We start from the raw sequence: 14,495 nt of genomic DNA, 5'->3' as shown, positions 1-14,495 counted from the left end.
TTCATGATTGCTCGGCTTTGAGGGGTAAGTCCGAAACCTACCCCTCTGACCGAAGCCGCGCGAGGTCAGCGGATGTACGTACCCGAGATCGCGCGGGAGATCACCAGGCGCTGGATCTCGCTGGTGCCCTCGAAGATGGTGTAGATCTTGGCGTCGCGGAACCAGCGCTCGACGGGGTGCTCGCGCAGGAACCCGGCCCCGCCGAGGATCTGCACCGCCTTCTCGGTGACCGCCACGGCCACCTCGCCCGCCTTGAGCTTGCTCATCGAGCCCTCGCCGGCCTCGAAGACGCGGTTGTTGCGCCCCATCCACGCGGCCCGCCACACCAGCAGCCGGGCGGCGTCGATCTCCATGCGCATGTCGGCCAGGGCGAACGCGATGGCCTGGTTCTCGATGATCGGGCGGCCGAACTGCACGCGACCCTTGGCGTACTCCAGCGCGTACTCGTACGCCGCCCGCGCCACCCCGAGCGCCTGCGCGCCGACGGCGGGGCGGGACAGCTCGAACGTGCGCATCGCCGCCTGGCCCTGCGCCTTGCGGCCCTCACGCGCCCGGGCGAGCCGCTCGGTGAGCGCCTCCCGGCCGCCGAGCACCAGCTCGCCGGGGACCCGCACGTCGTCGAGGAAGACGTCGGCGGTGTGCGAGGCGCGCAGGCCGAGCTTCTTGAGCTTCTTGGCACCGTCGAGCCCGGGCGTGCCCGGCGGCACGATGAACGCGGCCTGGCCGCGCGAGCCCAGCTCGGGCTCGACGCTGGCGGTCACCACGTGCACGTTGGCGATCCCGCCGTTGGTCGCGTAGGCCTTCTGGCCGCTGATGACCCACTCGTCCGCGGCCTCGTCGTAGCGGGCGCGGGTGCGCATCGAGCCGACGTCGGAGCCGGCCTCGGGCTCGGTCGTGCAGAACGCGGCGACCTTCGGGTCGTCGGCGTCGCCGAAGCACTGCGGCACCCACTCCACCATCTGGTCCGGCGTGCCGCTGCCGTAGATGGCGGCCACCGCCAGGCTGGTGCCGAAGATGGCCATGCCGATGCCGGCGTCGCCCCAGAACAGCTCCTCGTTGGCGAGGCACAGCGAGAGGCCGGACGGGTCCGCCCAGGCGTTGGCGAGGAACTCGAAGCCGTAGAGGCCGATCTTCGCCGCCTCCTGGATCACCGGCCAGGGGGTCTCCTCGCGGGCGTCCCACTCCGCGGCGGCCGGGCGCACGACCTCTGCGGCGAAGCCGTGCACCCAGTCGCGAAGGTCCCGCTGTTCCTCGTTCAGGTCGAGCGAGAACTCGGGCATGATCATCAGGCCTTGGGGATGTCGAACAGGTTCGCGATGTTGGCGGCGAGGCCGAGGTCGCCCTTGGCCTTGAGCTTGCCGGTCATGAACATCATCATGGGGTTGCCGACGCCGGCGACGACCTTGAGGAAGTCGACCGGGCCGACGGTGATCGAGAGCTTCGGCTCCTGGTCGGGGCTCGGCGAGAGCCTGCAGGCGCCGTCCGCGATGACCAGCTCGTAGGAGTCGGTGCCGCCGTCCGGGGCGCCGGTGATGTTCCAGTGGATGATCGCGTTGGTCGAGCCCGCGCGGTCGGCCCGGAACAGCTCGGGGAACCGGGAGAAGATCGTGTCCAGGATCGTCTTGCGCTGCGGGCTGTTCATGATGTCGGCCAGCTGCGCGTCCGGCGCGCCCTTGACCAGGGCGGCGAACTGCTTCGGGTCGACGTTGTTGAAGTCGCCCAGGGCGTCGAGGTCGGACATGGATGGACCCTCCGTCTGAATAAGCTACTCGTGCGTAACCTTACGCACGAGTAGGTAAGGTGGCAAGATGCTGAAACGGCTCCCCCGCGTCGTGCGTGAGCAGCAGATGCTCGACGCTGCGGTCAAGGTCTTCTCCAGGCGCGGGTTCCACGCCGCGTCGATGGACGAGATCGCGGAGGTGGCCGGCATCTCGAAGCCGATGGTGTACGCGTACCTCGGCACCAAGGACGAGCTGTTCCTGGCCTGCCTGCAGCGCGAGGCGACCCGGCTGATGGAGGCGGTCGCGGCCGGGGTCGTGCCCACCGCCCGCCCCGACGAGCAGCTGTGGAACGGGCTGCGGGCGTTCTTCGCCTTCGTCGGCGCGCACCGCGACGGCTGGCAGGTGCTCTACCGCCAGGCCCGCAGCGAGCCGCCCTTCGCCGCCGAGCTCTCGGCGATGCGCACCCGGATCGTCGAGGTCGTCGCCGGGCTGCTCGAGGGCGCCTGGGCCCAGGCCGAGGCGAACCGCACCGCGGTGGCCGACGACTTCCTCGCGATGGCCTTCGCCTACGTGGGCGCGGCCGAGTCGCTCGCGGACTGGCTCGCCGACCACGCGGACGAGGACCCGGAGCACACCGCGACCCGCATGATGAACTTCGTCTGGGTCGGCGCCGACGCGCTGCTGCAGGGCCGGGTCTGGCGCGCCTAGGCCGTTCCCACGGCCGGCACCTGGGCCAGGCCGATGCCGATGAGCGCGCCGAGCAGCAGCACGGTGCCCACCACCGTCGCGACCTGCATGGCCGTGCGCTGTTTGGGTGGGGCGTAGGCGAACCCGGCGGCCACCACCGCCCCGACGATCAGCCCGCCGACGTGCGCCTGCCAGGAGATGTAGTTGCTGAAGCTGAACGTCACCACGAGGTTGAAGATCAGCACGGGCACCACGCTGGCGATGCTGAGCTTGAGCTTGCGCAGGATCACGATGAGCGCCGAGAACATGCCGAAGACAGCGCCCGAGGCGCCGGCGCTCTGTGAGTTCGGTGCGGCGAGGAGGAACACGAGCACACCGCCGCCGAGGCCGCACAGCAGGTACAACGCCAGGAAGCGAATCCGTCCGAGCGCCGCCTCCAGGGGCCGGCCCAGAATCCACAGCGCCCACATGTTCATCGCCAGGTGCAGCAGCCCGAAGTGCAGGAACATGGACGTGAAGATCTGGTAGAAGTCACCGTCGGCGACGCTGCGGCCGGGCAGCCGGATGTCGGAGCCGCGAGCGGTGAAGTAGGGCACCTCGGCGCCCCACTCGTGCAGCGGTGTCGAGCCGCCGAGCAGGCCGCCCAGTCCGCCACCGCCGAGGCCGCCCGCGGCGCCGCGGCCCGCGCTGATGATCCCGATGATGAAGACCAGCACGTTGATCACGATGAGCGTGATGGTGACCGTGCCGGCCGTGCCGGCCTGGGTGCCGCCGAACGCCGTGCGCGCCTGCCGCTGGGTCCGGTTCCCCTCGCGGACGCAGTCCGGGCACTGGAAACCGACCGATGCCTCGTTCATGCAGTCGGGGCAGATCGGCCGGTCGCACCGGGTGCACCGGACATACGTCTCGCGATCGGTGTGCCGGTAGCAGACGGGGACCACGTTCGCCGGCGGCTGAGTCATGCTGACAAGGTTAGCCAGCACTCACCCGATGCCCGGCGGCGCGCGGTCCCGTCCGTCGGCGCGTCGTTCAGCTGGTGCGCTCGACCGTGACGCTGTTGATCACGATGTCGTTCACCGGGCGGTCCATGCGGCCGGTCTGGGTGGTCGCGATCTGGTCGACGACCTTGCGGGAGGCCTCGTCCGTGACCTCACCGAAGATGGTGTGCTTGCCGTTGAGGTGCGGGGTCGGCCCGACCGTGACGAAGAACTGCGAGCCGTTGGTGCCCTGGCCGAAGCGCACGCCGGCGTTGGCCATGGCCAGCAGGTAGGGCCGGTTGAACTGCAGCTCCGGGTGAATCTCGTCGTTGAAGTTGTAGCCCGGGCCGCCGGTGCCGGTGCCCGTCGGGTCGCCACCCTGGATCATGAAGCCGCTGATCACGCGGTGGAAGATGACGCCGTCGTAGTACGGGCCCTTGCCGGCCTCGCCCGTGCGGGGGTCCGTGTAGTCCTTGGTGCCCTCGGCGAGCTCCACGAAGTTGCGCACGGTCTTCGGGGCGCGGGTGGGGAACAGCTCAAGCCGGATATCGCCGACATTCGTGTGCAGCGTCGCGAACAGTTGCTCGGCCACCAGTTCTCCCTTTCCTTGGTGACATTCCGTCATCACGGTATCCGACGGGGATTCTGCCGGTTCGGGGTGTACGGACCCCCGGTTCGATGCAGGATCAACACCAGCGGTCCTGGTCGTGAGGTTCCCCCTGGTCGGATCGGGGTAACCGGGGAAGGACGGGATTTCGCGCCTCGGGAGGTGGAGCAAGTGTTTCGACGTCGTCAGGTGCAGTCGCACACCCGGCTCATGCGGGACGAGATCGGGGAGAGCCTGGATCACCTGCGGATGGCCGCGGCGCATGCCGCCGATGGCGCTTCGGGCGCCTTGGCGCCACGCGTCGACGCCGCTCGCAAGGCGGTGAAGCCGCGGCTGGACAGCGGTGTCAACCGGGCCATGGGCGGCATGGAGTCGGTCATAGTGATCGCGCGCGAGCGCGGGAAGCAGGCCGGGCGCAAGGCCGAGAAGATGAGCCGCAAGGGCCGGAACAAGATCGCGCGCAACGAGCGCAAGTCGTCACGGCGCATGCCGATGGCGATCGGCGGCCTGGTGGTCGCCGGGGCGGCGGTGGGTGCCGCGGCCGCGTTCATGCGTCGCCGGCGCAACGAGCAGAGCTGGGACGAGTACGGCTCGACGCGCACGACCGGCGACACGGGGTCGATGCTCGGTGCCGCCAAGTCCACGATGGACGCCGGCATCGACAAGGCCAAGACGATGGGCGAGCAGGCGAAGGATCGCGCTTCCGACCTGATCGGCCACAAGAGCCCGAACGACGGGCCGACGAGCGGCGGGGAGTACGCCGCCTCGAAGAACAGCCGCTCCTAGCACGGCCTGATCGCACATGGACTGGCCCGTCCCCGGCCACGGGGGACGGGCCACCTGTGTATCTCTAGAGCCAGCCGCTGCGGCGGAAGCCCCAGAACAGGGCGCCGCTGCTGCCCACCATCAGGGCCATCACGCCCGGATAGCCGAATTCCCAGTGGATCTCGGGCATGGAGTCGAAGTTCATGCCGTAGATGCCGGCGATCGACGTGATCACCGCGGCGATGGCGGCCCACGCCGCGATCTTGCGCATGTCGTTGTTCTGGTCGACGCTCACCTGGGCCAGGCGGGCCGCCAGCACCGAGTTGATGACGTCGTCCAGGTAGAGCACCTGCTCGACCGCCCGTGCCAGGTTGTCGGCCACGTCGCGGAAGTAGCTGCGGATCTCGTCCGGCAGATCGGCCACCTGGCTCGCGACCAGGCCGTTCATCGGGCGCTGGAGCGGCAGCACGGCCCGCTTGAACTCCATCAGCTCGCGCTTGAGCTGGTAGACGCGCTGGATGCGGTCGGCGCTGCGGCGGCCCCGGTTGCCCTGGGGGCTGAAGACCTGGTCCTCGACCGCGGCGACGTCCTCCTCGATGTTCTGCGCGACGTCGACGAGCGTGTCGACCACGCTGTCGGCGACCGCGTAGGCGACCGCCCACGGGCCGCGGGCCAGCACCTCCTGCCGACGCTCCAACCCCGAGCGGACCGGCGCGAGGCGGCTGGCGTCGCCGTGCCGCACGGTGATGATGAAGTGCTCGCCGATGAACATCAGCACGTCGCCGGTCTCGACCACCTCGCTGGTGTCGGTCAGCTCGTCGTGCTCGACGTATCGGGCCGTGCGCATGGTCAGGAAGGTCATCTCGCCGTAGCGCTCGACCTTCGGCCGCTGCCGCGACTGCACGGCGTCCTCGACCGCGAGCTCGTGCAGCTGGAACGTCTCCGCGATCGCCGCCATCTCCGCGGCCTGCGGCTCCTTGAGCCCGATCCACACGAAGCCCCGGTGCCGGCGGGCGGCGTGCAGGGCCTCGGCGTAGGTGCGCTCGCCGGGCTGGCGGATGCCGTCCACGTAGAGCGCGCAGTCCACGATCGCGCTGTGGCCCGGCGCGGCCGCGGGCTTGGCCGCCGGCGGGGCGGAGTTGTTGAGCATCCGCGACATCGCCCGCACCGGCCGAGACAGCGCGCGCTGCAGCGGACCGGAGTTGGGGTGCTGTTCGTCGGCCATCTCGACCTCCCGGGTGGGACGAGGGGCCGGCCCGCGCGATGTTGGCACCGGGCGGACCGACCGCAGGTGGGGGGGGTGGGGGCGCGGTCGGCCCACCCGGTGCCGTTGGGGGGCGGGGGGTGATGCCTGCGGCGCTCGCTTTGGAAAGCGCGCCGGGCTGGATTTTGATCCATCCGGTACCGCCGGCGGAACCACCCCCACCATCACGGTTTGGTGTCAGGTTCCTTGGAACGGGTATTTCTGCGCGATTGTGCTGCCTCAGGCCGACTTGCGCACGGCTTCGATCGCCGCGGCCAAGCGCTGGACACCCTCGTCGACCTCGTCGTTGAGCACCGCCGAGAAGGCCAGCCGCACCGAGTGCCGACCGCCGTCGAGCAGGAAGTCGGAGCCCTTGACCACGGCCACGCCGAAGTCCTTGGCCGCCACCTTCTCGAGCTCGGTGGTGTCGATGTCCTCCGGCAGCTCCACCCAGAGGAAGTAGCCGCCGTCCGGCTCCACGAAGGTGGCGTCCGGGATGTGCTTGCGCAGGCTCTCGCCCAGCAGGCGGGCCCGCTCGCCCAGCGTCGCGCTGACCTTCTCGATCGAGCGCGTGACGTCGCCGCTGGCGCAGAACTGGTGCACGATGGCCTCGGCCACCATGCTCGGCGAGATGTAGATCGTCGTGGCCCGCTTCGCGATGCCGCCGATCGTCGCCTTCGGCCCGACCAGGTAGCCGACCCGCAGGCCCGGCGCGATGGTCTTGGTGAACGAGCTTGCGTGCACCACGACGCCCGCGGTGTCCTGCTCGAGCATCGACGGCAGCTTCTCGCCCCGCCAGCGGATCTCCGCGTAGGGGTCGTCCTCGAAGATCGTGAAGCCGAACTCCTGCGCGAGCGCCAGCAGCGCGGTGCGCTTCTCCGCCGACAGGGTGACACCCGCCGGGTTCTGGAAGTTGGGAATGATGTGCGCCAGGACCGGGCGGACCCCGCTCTCCAGCAGCGCACGCAGCTCCGCGACGTCGATGCCGTCCGCCTCCAGCGTCACCGGGTGGACCTCGGCCCCCAGGTTGCGCAGGTTCAGCAGCGTGCGGTCATACGTCGGCTTCTCCACGATCACGGCGTCGCCCGGCTTCACCAACTGCTCGAAGAGCAGGGCGTCGGCCTGCATCGAGCCGTTGGTGACGATGACCTGGTCGGCCTCCACGCCGTGCTTCTCGGCGATCCACGTGCGCAGCGGAAGGTAGCCCACGGACGTGCCGTAGGCCGTGATGCCGGCCGGGTCGGTCTCGAAGGCGCGGACCGCGGCGGCCTTGAGCCCGTCGACGTTGATGATGTCGAGACTGGGCGCGCCACGAGCGAAAGAAATCAGCTGCATGCCTGGCAGCCTACGCACGCGACCGCTGGCCGTTCAGCCGAGTTCCCGCCCTCCACCTGGGGTGTGAGCCGGCCGTTTCCGAGGTTCTTGCGGCCGGAGAGCCCCGGCGCGCCAAGATTCACGCCGAGATCGTCGTCTGGACCCAGACTCGCATGATGTCGCGCACGGAAATGACTCCCAACACATCGTCGCCGTCGAGCACGACCAGGTGACGGAAGCCGCCGCGGACCATCGCGGCCGCGGCCTCCTCGATCGTCCACGACGGGCTCGCGTAGACGACCTCCCAGGTGATGTGGTCGGCCGCGCGCTCGACGTCGGGATCGAGGTCGGTGCCGATCGCGTTGAGAATGTCCCGCTCGGTGATGATGCCGATGCCAGCGCCGTCGGGATCGGCGACGATCGCCGAGCCGACCTTCCGCCGCGCCATGAGCGCCGCGGCCTGCCGCAGGGTGTGGTCGGGGCCGAGCTGCACGACGGCCGTGGACATCGCTTCGTGTACCTGCATGGTGATCACTCCTCGCAAGGGCACGGTTACGCCACATGATCCCGTGCCGGGCGCGAAGTCTCAAGACCCGCTCACTCGCCGGTGCGGGGAGATACAGTTGCGCAACGTGCGGTTTCTCAACGACCAGACGCCCGGGCACGAGCTGACCTACGACGACGTCTTCATGGTGCCGAGTCGCTCGGCCGTGGAGTCGCGGATGCAGGTAGATCTCACCACGGGTGACGGCAGCGGGACCACGATCCCGATCATCGTGTCGAACATGACCGCCGTCGCCGGGCGCCGCATGGCCGAGACCGTGGCCCGCCGCGGCAGCATCGCGATCATCCCGCAGGACATCCCGATCGACGTCGTGGGCGAGGCGGTGTCGTGGGTCAAGCAGCGCCACCTCGTGCACGACACCCCGATCACCCTCGGCCCGACCGAGACCGTCTCGCTCGCCCTCGACCTGCTGCCGAAGCGGGCCCACGGCGCGGTGATCGTCGTCGAGGACGGCCGCCCGGTCGGCGTGGTCACCGAGGCCGACTGCGTCGACGTGGACCGCTTCAGCCAGCTGGGCGGCGTCATGTCGCGCAACCTGCTCACCCTGCCCCACGACGTGACCCCCGAGGAGGCGTTCAACCGCCTGGCGGCCGGGCACCACCGCCTCGCCCCGGTGATCGACTCGGCCGGCCGGCTGGTCGGCATCCTCACCCGCAACGCCGCCCTGCGCGCCACGCTCTACTCCCCCGCCGTCGACGCCGAGGGCCGGCTGCGCATCGGCGCCGCCATCGGCATCACCGGCGACGCCGCCGGCCGCGCGGACAAGCTGCTCGCCGCCGGGGTCGACGTGCTCGTCGTGGACACCGCCCACGGCCACCAGGAGCGGATGATCAGCACCCTGCGCGCGGTGCGGGCGCTCAACCCGTCCGTGCCGATCGTCGCCGGCAACGTGGTCACCGCCGAGGGCACCGCCGACCTGCTCGCCGCGGGCGCCGACATCGTCAAGGTCGGCGTCGGCCCCGGCGCCATGTGCACCACGCGGATGATGACCGGCGTCGGCCGGCCCCAGTTCTCCGCGGTGCTCGAGTGCGCGGAGGAGGCGCGGCGCCACGGCGGGCACGTGTGGGCCGACGGCGGCGTGCGCCACCCGCGGGACGTGGCCCTGGCCCTCGCCGCGGGCGCGTCCAACGTGATGATCGGGTCGTGGCTGGCCGGCACCCACGAGTCGCCCGGCGATCCGCGGCGCGACCCCGACGGCCGGCTCTACAAGGAGAACTTCGGCATGGCCTCGGCCCGGGCCGTGAGCCGCCGCACCGCCGACGACAGCGTCTACGAGCGGGCCCGCAAGGCACTGTTCGAGGAGGGGATCTCGTCCTCGCGGATGTATCTCGACCCGCGCCGCCCGGGCGTGGAGGACATCCTCGACGAGATCGTGGCCGGCGTGCGCAGCGCGTGCACGTATGCGGGCGCCGCGGACCTGGCCGAGTTCGCCGCGCGCGCCACGGTGGGTGTGCAGAGCGCGGCCGGCTACGCCGAGGGCAAACCTCTCGATGTTAGCTGGTAAACCCTCAAAATTACCTCAAAGACCGGATGGTCCGGTGTCCCGTAGGTCACGTAAGGTGCACGTCGTGAACCTCGCTCGCGACCCCCTCGGCTTGTGACGCCACGGCCGTTGCTGCGCCGCTTGCAGGGTCTTCGCGGCGCGTCACGCTTCGTCGGGGCGGGACTGCTCGACCAGGTCGTCATCGCCGCGGCCAACTCGGCGAACACGCTCCTGGGCGGCATTCTGCTGCCGAAGGAGCAGTTCGGCGCCCTGGCGCTGGCGCTCGCCGTCGGATACTTCGCGATGTACCTCAACCGAGCCATCGTCGGCGACGTCCTGCTCGCGCTCGCGTCGCGCTACGACGGGGATCCGCGCATCCGCCTGGCCCGCAACGGCCTGGCCACCGCGCTGTGCTCCGGTCTCATCACCACCGTCGTCTTCGCGGTGCTGTGGGCGTTGTGGCCGAACCGGGGCGAGATCGACCTGCACGATCTCATCTGGCTTGCCCCGTTCATGATCCCGATCATGCTGCACGACACCGCCCGCTGCGACTACCTGGCCGACCGGCGGCCCGACAAGGCGCTCGGCATCGACCTCGTGTGGGCGGGCACCCAGGCGGTCATGGTCGCGATCATGATCGTCACGCACAGCTCCAGCGCCGGCGGCCTGCTCGCGGTCTGGGGGCTCGGCGCGACAGCGGGCATCACGGTCTACCTGCTGCGCGAGAAGCGGCTGCCGTGGCAGGGCAGCCCGCTCGCCTGGCTGGCGGAGACCCGCCACCTCTCGAGCTGGTTCACGATCACCGCGATCGTCGCCCAGGTGCAGGTGCTGGCGATCAGTTTCGTGGTCGCCGGGCGCCTGTCCAAGGTCGACCTGGGCAACCTGCGCTTCGTGCAGACGGTGCAGCTGCAGCCGGTACAAAACCTGATCACGGCCGTCCAGAGCCTGCTGGTGCCGAGGGCCTCGCGCAACGCCGCCGACGCGGCCAAGCCGGGCCCGGAGGGGGTCGAGGCCGCGGCCGCCCTGCGCCGTCAGACCCGCACGCTCGCGACCGCGTTCGCGGTGCTGGGCGCGCTCATGGTGCTGATCATCTGGCCGATCGTGTCCTTCGTCCTCGTGCACACCCACAAGTTCTCCGAGGCCGCCCCGCTGGCCCTGCCCATCGCGCTGCAGGGCGCGGTCTACCTGCTGCAGGTGCCGTTCACGGCGGCCATGCGCGGGATGCACCGGGCGCGGATGCTGTTCCTGCAGTACGTCGTCTTCGCCGTCGTCTCCCTGAGCGGCCTGACGCTCGGCGCGGACTACGGCGGGCTGCACGGCGCCGCGTGGGGCCTGCTGACGGGCTCGACCGCGGGGCTGATCTGCATGGTGATCCTCTACATGTACGCCCTGCGCTGGGTCGGCCCGCCCGCCGGAACCCCGGCCCCGTCCAGGCCGGCCGCCCCGCAGAACGTCTGACCCGCTGGTCAGCCGATGACGCCGCGGTACACGTCGAGCAGCCGCGAGATGAGCACGTCCGGGGCGAACTGCGTCTCGAAGCGGGCCCGCGCCACGGGGGCCAGCGCGGCCGCGCCCTCGCGGGCCTTGAGCAGCCCGTCGGCCAGGGCGGCGGGCTCCGGCTCGACCACCCAGCCCGCGTCGCCGGCCAGGTAGGGCAGGCCGCCCCGGTCGGTGACGAGCACCGGCCGCCCGCCCGACAGCGCCTCGAGGACGATCGTGGGGAGCACGTCGTGCCAGGTGGAGGCGGCGATCACGCACGCCGCCCGGGCGATCTCGGCGCGCACCGCCGCGTTGTCGACGGCGCCGAGGTAGGTGACGTCCGCGCGGGTCGCGGCGGCCTTCTCGGCCAGCGGGCGCAGCGGGCCGTCGCCCGCGATCCGCAGCGGGCCGAGCGCCCCGTCCGGGTGCCGCGACCAGGCGTCCAGCAGCAGCTCCAGGCCCTTCTCGGGGCTGAGCCGGGCGGCGTAGAGGAACCCCTCGCCGGAATCCGGGGCCGCGCCCGCGTCGGGGATGCCGTTGGGCTTGACGGTGATCCGCTCGGCCGGGATGCCGAAGTCGGCCAGGTGCGCGGCGATGCGGTCCGTGAGCGCGACGAAGTGGTCGACCTGCTTCCACGTGCCGCGGTGGTAGGCCAGCGTCGCCGCCATGACCGCCGACTGGGCCTTCGAGCCGCGGTAGCACGTGTGGGTCACGGCCGGCAGCGGGAACGCCTTGCCGCGGCACTCGGTGCAGATGCGGCCGTCGCGGAAGTACAGGCCGGGCGCGCACACCTGCCGGTAGTTGTGCACCGTGTGCACGACCGGGACGCCGTGCGCGTGGGCCGTCTTCACCACCGTCGGTGACAGCAGTGGATACGGGTTGTGAAGATGTACGACATCCGGCTTCTCGCTCTTCAGCAGCTCGGCGAGCGCCTTCTGCGACGCTCCGTTGCGGATCGGCGACAGCGGCAGCAGCACCTTCTGGGCCGTGGAGAACGTGCCGATCTCGTCGGAGCTGCGCAGGAACGGCAGCACGGTGACCCCGGCCGCGCCGAGCTGCGCGATCTCGGCGTCGACGATCACGTTCTCGCCGGAGGGCTGACCGGACGCATAGCGGTTGTGGGCGACGACGACCTTCATGGTGAACAAAGCGTACGGACCCCGGGGTGAGGCAGACTGTACGGGTGCCCGAGCTTCCCGAGGTCGAGGCGCTCGCCGCGTTCCTGCGGGAGCGCGCCGCCGGCCACATCATCGACCGCATCGAGGTCTCCTCGCTCAGCGCGCTGAAGACCTTCGACCCGCCGATCACCGCCGCGGCCGGACAGCCGATCACCGGCGCCTCCCGGCACGGCAAGTTTCTCGACATTCACGTCGGCGAGGACCTGCACCTGGTCACGCACCTGGCCCGCGCCGGCTGGCTGCACTACCGCGACACGTTCAACGCCAAGACCCCGCTCAAGCCGGGGTCCGGCCCGATCGCGCTGCGGGTGCGCCTCGACGACGAGTCCGGCTTCGACCTGACCGAGGCGGGGACGAAGAAGAGCCTCGCGGCCTACTTCGTGACCGACCCCCGGCTCGTGCCCGGCGTGTCCCGCCTCGGGCCCGACGCCCTGGCCGTGAGCGAGGACGAGTTCGCGGCGGCAATGCGCTCGCGCCGGGGCCAGATCAAGGGCGTCCTCACCGACCAGACGATCCTCGCCGGGGTCGGCAACGCCTACTCCGACGAGATCCTGCACGCCGCCAAGATGTCCCCGTTCGCGCTCACCAACAAGATCACGGATGAGGCGATGGCCCGGCTGCACGCGGCGATGCGCACCGTGCTCACCGACGCCGTCGCGCGCTCGGTCGGGCAGAAGGCGGCCACGCTCAAGTCCGAGAAGCGCTCCGGGCTGGCCGTGCACGCGCGCACCGGGCTGCCGTGCCCGGTCTGCGGGGACACGGTCCGGGAGGTCTCGTTCGCGGACACCTCGCTGCAGTACTGCCCCACCTGCCAGACCAACGGGAAGCCCTTGGCGGACCGTCGCCTGTCGAAGCTCGTACGCTGACCGGCGTGCGTCGTGCGTTTCTCGTGGCTTTCGCCGCGTTCTTCCTCCTCGGTGCGGCCTGGGCTCTCGCCCTGCCGGTGAACGGGACCTACGACGAGAAGCAGCATCTCGTCCGCGCCTACGCGGTGTGGACGGGCCAGTGGCTGCCGCACGAGCGGGCCACGGACGCGAGCGGCATCGACACCAGCGCGTTCACCGGCCCGCGCAGCCTGCTGCCGGACAACGCCGACTGCACCTGGATCGACAAGCCCGACTACCACCCGGCGAGCTGCCTGGTGGCCACCGGCGACCGGGCCGACACGCTGGTGCCGAGCGCGGCCGCGCGGTACAGCCCGGTCTACTACGCCCTCGTCGGCCTCCCGCTGCGGATCAGCCCCGACGGCACCGGCCTGATCTGGGCCCGGCTGCTGTCCGCCGCGCTCGCGGCCGCCCTGCTCGCCGCGGCGCTGGCGATCGCGCCGGGCCGGCTGGAGCGGCTCGCCGTCGTGCTCGTGGTGACCCCGATGCTCGCGAACCTGGCCGGCTCCATCAACCCCAACGGGCTGGAGATCGCCGCGGCCGTGCTGCTCTTCGTGGCGCTGCTGCATCGCCGGTTCGCGCTCGCCGGGGTCGGGGCCCTGCTGCTGTTCACCGTCCGGGACCTGGGCCCGTTCTTCGCGCTGGCCGCCATCGCCGTGGCGCTGCTCGTGTCCCGGCAGCATCCGCGGGTGCTGCTGCGGCGGGCCTTCGCCGTCCCGGCCGCGCTCGGCGCCGCGTTCGCCGTGTTCTGGGCGGCCGTGGCGTCCCGCGGCAGCGACCTCGTGCCGGGCCGGCCGGTGCCGCCGACGAGCACGGGCGCGATCCTGTCCGACATCGCGCACGACCGCGCCGAGTTCTGGGCCCGCCAGATCGTGGGCCAGTTCAACTACGGCGAGACGACGATCTCGATCGCCGTCATCGGGCTGTGGTACCTCCTGTGCGCCGCCCTGGTCCTGCCCGCCCTCGTGCTGGGCGACCGGCGGCTGCGGCTCGGCATCGGGACCGCCTTCCTCGGCAGCGCGGCGCTGCTGGTGGCGCTGGAGCTGTACTTCGCGCCGAAGGTCGGCCACTTCGCCCACGGCCGCTACGTGATGCCCCTCGGCGTCGGCGTGGTCCTCCTCGCTCCGGCGGCGGTTGGTTACTCAGCGTGGTTGTCGGCCTCACCCTGGCGGGAACGCGTGGTGCTCGTCGCCGCCGCGCTCACGGTACCGATGCAGCTCTATGCCCTGGCTCGCGTGATGACCCGCTTCGAGCGCGGGATCTCCGCGGGTCTCGACCCGTTCGGCGGCGCCTGGACCCCTCCGCTCGGCAGTCTCGTGCCGCTTCTGTGTGCTTTGGTGGGTGCTGCGCTACTCGGGGTGATTGTCACGCGGAGTTCTGTCCGGCCTACGCCAGTGCTCTCGACAGCGAATACGTTCAGCAACTAGTGTCGGCCGGTCGTCATCGGTTGCTCCGGCTGCCATGGGACACTTTGGACGTGCTTTCCGGTGTCCGTGAACCAGCAGCGACCACGGACTTTGTCGAAACCGGCCGAGCAGAGCTGTGCCGCGCCTTCTGGGTCGCGGCGCGAGAGGACGCACTGAGGTGACCGC

At 70.9% G+C, this 14,495-nt stretch carries 14 protein-coding genes; 6 read left to right on the top strand and 8 right to left on the bottom strand.

The window, feature by feature from the left end; genetic code table 11:
• Nucleotides 1–65: 65 nt before the first annotated feature.
• Nucleotides 66–1,280: an acyl-CoA dehydrogenase family protein gene (locus ABT369_RS20390; protein WP_350614051.1), complete on the bottom strand. Its 1,215-nt coding sequence runs from the start codon at nt 1,278–1,280 to the stop codon at nt 66–68.
• Between the two features lie 5 nt (nt 1,281–1,285).
• On the bottom strand, nt 1,286–1,741 hold the full coding sequence (locus tag ABT369_RS20385) for an SCP2 sterol-binding domain-containing protein (RefSeq protein WP_350613921.1): 456 nt from the start codon (nt 1,739–1,741) through the stop codon (nt 1,286–1,288).
• Nucleotides 1,742–1,808: 67 nt separating this feature from the next.
• Here ABT369_RS20385 and ABT369_RS20380 point away from each other — a divergent pair, with 67 nt between their 5' ends.
• Nucleotides 1,809–2,429 carry a TetR/AcrR family transcriptional regulator gene (locus ABT369_RS20380; protein ID WP_350613919.1) on the top strand — a complete coding sequence of 207 codons (621 nt, stop codon included), beginning with the start codon at nt 1,809–1,811 and terminating at the stop codon, nt 2,427–2,429.
• Here the strand turns inward: ABT369_RS20380 and ABT369_RS20375 are convergent.
• Both ABT369_RS20375 and ABT369_RS20370 read right to left on the bottom strand, forming a co-directional pair.
• Complete coding sequence (locus ABT369_RS20375; protein WP_350613918.1) at nt 2,426–3,370, bottom strand: rhomboid family intramembrane serine protease; 945 nt, start codon at nt 3,368–3,370, stop codon at nt 2,426–2,428. The two genes, ABT369_RS20380 and ABT369_RS20375, sit on opposite strands and share 4 nt — an antisense overlap.
• Before the next feature lie 67 nt (nt 3,371–3,437).
• Entirely contained in the window at nt 3,438–3,977 is a 540-nt protein-coding gene (locus ABT369_RS20370) for a peptidylprolyl isomerase (protein ID WP_350613917.1), read from the bottom strand.
• Nucleotides 3,978–4,202: 225 nt separating this feature from the next.
• Between ABT369_RS20370 and ABT369_RS20365 the strand changes: the two genes are divergently transcribed.
• Nucleotides 4,203–4,778 carry a hypothetical protein gene (locus ABT369_RS20365; RefSeq protein ID WP_350613915.1) on the top strand — a complete coding sequence of 192 codons (576 nt, stop codon included), beginning with the start codon at nt 4,203–4,205 and terminating at the stop codon, nt 4,776–4,778.
• A gap of 64 nt (nt 4,779–4,842) precedes the next feature.
• Here ABT369_RS20365 and ABT369_RS20360 read toward each other — a convergent pair whose 3' ends face one another.
• The 3 genes from ABT369_RS20360 to ABT369_RS20350 all read right to left on the bottom strand — a co-directional run bounded on the left by ABT369_RS20360 (nt 4,843) and on the right by ABT369_RS20350 (nt 7,840).
• On the bottom strand, nt 4,843–5,982 hold the full coding sequence (locus ABT369_RS20360; RefSeq protein WP_350613914.1) for a magnesium and cobalt transport protein CorA: 1,140 nt from the start codon (nt 5,980–5,982) through the stop codon (nt 4,843–4,845).
• Nucleotides 5,983–6,240: 258 nt separating this feature from the next.
• Nucleotides 6,241–7,335, bottom strand: coding sequence for an aminotransferase-like domain-containing protein (locus ABT369_RS20355; RefSeq protein ID WP_502891792.1), 1,095 nt, complete (start codon nt 7,333–7,335; stop codon nt 6,241–6,243).
• A 118-nt stretch (nt 7,336–7,453) separates the two neighbouring features.
• A complete protein-coding gene (locus tag ABT369_RS20350; RefSeq protein WP_350613912.1) occupies nt 7,454–7,840 on the bottom strand; it encodes a CBS domain-containing protein in 387 nt (128 codons plus the stop codon).
• Between the two features lie 106 nt (nt 7,841–7,946).
• On the opposite strand from ABT369_RS20350, the gene ABT369_RS20345 reads away from it, so the two are divergent.
• Nucleotides 7,947–9,383: a GuaB1 family IMP dehydrogenase-related protein gene (locus ABT369_RS20345; protein WP_350613910.1), complete on the top strand. Its 1,437-nt coding sequence runs from the start codon at nt 7,947–7,949 to the stop codon at nt 9,381–9,383.
• Nucleotides 9,384–9,503: 120 nt separating this feature from the next.
• Nucleotides 9,504–10,820, top strand: a complete 1,317-nt coding sequence (locus ABT369_RS20340; RefSeq protein ID WP_350613909.1) for an MATE family efflux transporter — start codon at nt 9,504–9,506, stop codon at nt 10,818–10,820.
• Between the two features lie 8 nt (nt 10,821–10,828).
• Here the strand turns inward: ABT369_RS20340 and ABT369_RS20335 are convergent, their stop codons facing one another.
• Nucleotides 10,829–11,980, bottom strand: a complete 1,152-nt coding sequence (locus ABT369_RS20335) for a glycosyltransferase family 4 protein (RefSeq protein ID WP_350613907.1) — start codon at nt 11,978–11,980, stop codon at nt 10,829–10,831.
• Between the two features lie 44 nt (nt 11,981–12,024).
• On the opposite strand from ABT369_RS20335, the gene ABT369_RS20330 reads away from it, so the two are divergent.
• Both ABT369_RS20330 and ABT369_RS20325 read left to right on the top strand, forming a co-directional pair.
• Nucleotides 12,025–12,885, top strand: coding sequence for an Fpg/Nei family DNA glycosylase (locus ABT369_RS20330; RefSeq protein WP_350614048.1), 861 nt, complete (start codon nt 12,025–12,027; stop codon nt 12,883–12,885).
• Between the two features lie 5 nt (nt 12,886–12,890).
• Nucleotides 12,891–14,330 (top strand): DUF2142 domain-containing protein, encoded by a 1,440-nt coding sequence (locus ABT369_RS20325; protein WP_350613905.1) that lies wholly within the window; start codon nt 12,891–12,893, stop codon nt 14,328–14,330.
• Nucleotides 14,331–14,495: the final 165 nt, after the last annotated feature.

The sequence above is a fragment of the Dactylosporangium sp. NPDC000244 genome, from assembly GCF_040300725.1.
GTDB lineage: Bacteria > Actinomycetota > Actinomycetes > Mycobacteriales > Micromonosporaceae > Dactylosporangium.
Note: the sequence above shows the minus strand (reverse complement) of the source record. Positions and strands in the feature narration are given on the sequence as shown.

Bases quoted from the DNA above. Each gene is read 5' to 3' on its own strand.
- ABT369_RS20390 (WP_350614051.1), bottom strand. From the start codon at position 1,280: ATGCCCGAGTTCTCGCTCGACCTGAACGAGGAACAGCGGGACCTTCGC.
- ABT369_RS20385 (WP_350613921.1), bottom strand. From the start codon at position 1,741: ATGTCCGACCTCGACGCCCTGGGCGACTTCAACAACGTCGACCCGAAG.
- ABT369_RS20380 (WP_350613919.1), top strand. From the start codon at position 1,809: ATGCTGAAACGGCTCCCCCGCGTCGTGCGTGAGCAGCAGATGCTCGAC.
- ABT369_RS20375 (WP_350613918.1), bottom strand. From the start codon at position 3,370: ATGACTCAGCCGCCGGCGAACGTGGTCCCCGTCTGCTACCGGCACACC.
- ABT369_RS20365 (WP_350613915.1), top strand. From the start codon at position 4,203: ATGCGGGACGAGATCGGGGAGAGCCTGGATCACCTGCGGATGGCCGCG.
- ABT369_RS20360 (WP_350613914.1), bottom strand. From the start codon at position 5,982: ATGGCCGACGAACAGCACCCCAACTCCGGTCCGCTGCAGCGCGCGCTG.
- ABT369_RS20355 (WP_502891792.1), bottom strand. From the start codon at position 7,335: ATGCAGCTGATTTCTTTCGCTCGTGGCGCGCCCAGTCTCGACATCATC.
- ABT369_RS20350 (WP_350613912.1), bottom strand. From the start codon at position 7,840: ATGCAGGTACACGAAGCGATGTCCACGGCCGTCGTGCAGCTCGGCCCC.
- ABT369_RS20335 (WP_350613907.1), bottom strand. From the start codon at position 11,980: ATGAAGGTCGTCGTCGCCCACAACCGCTATGCGTCCGGTCAGCCCTCC.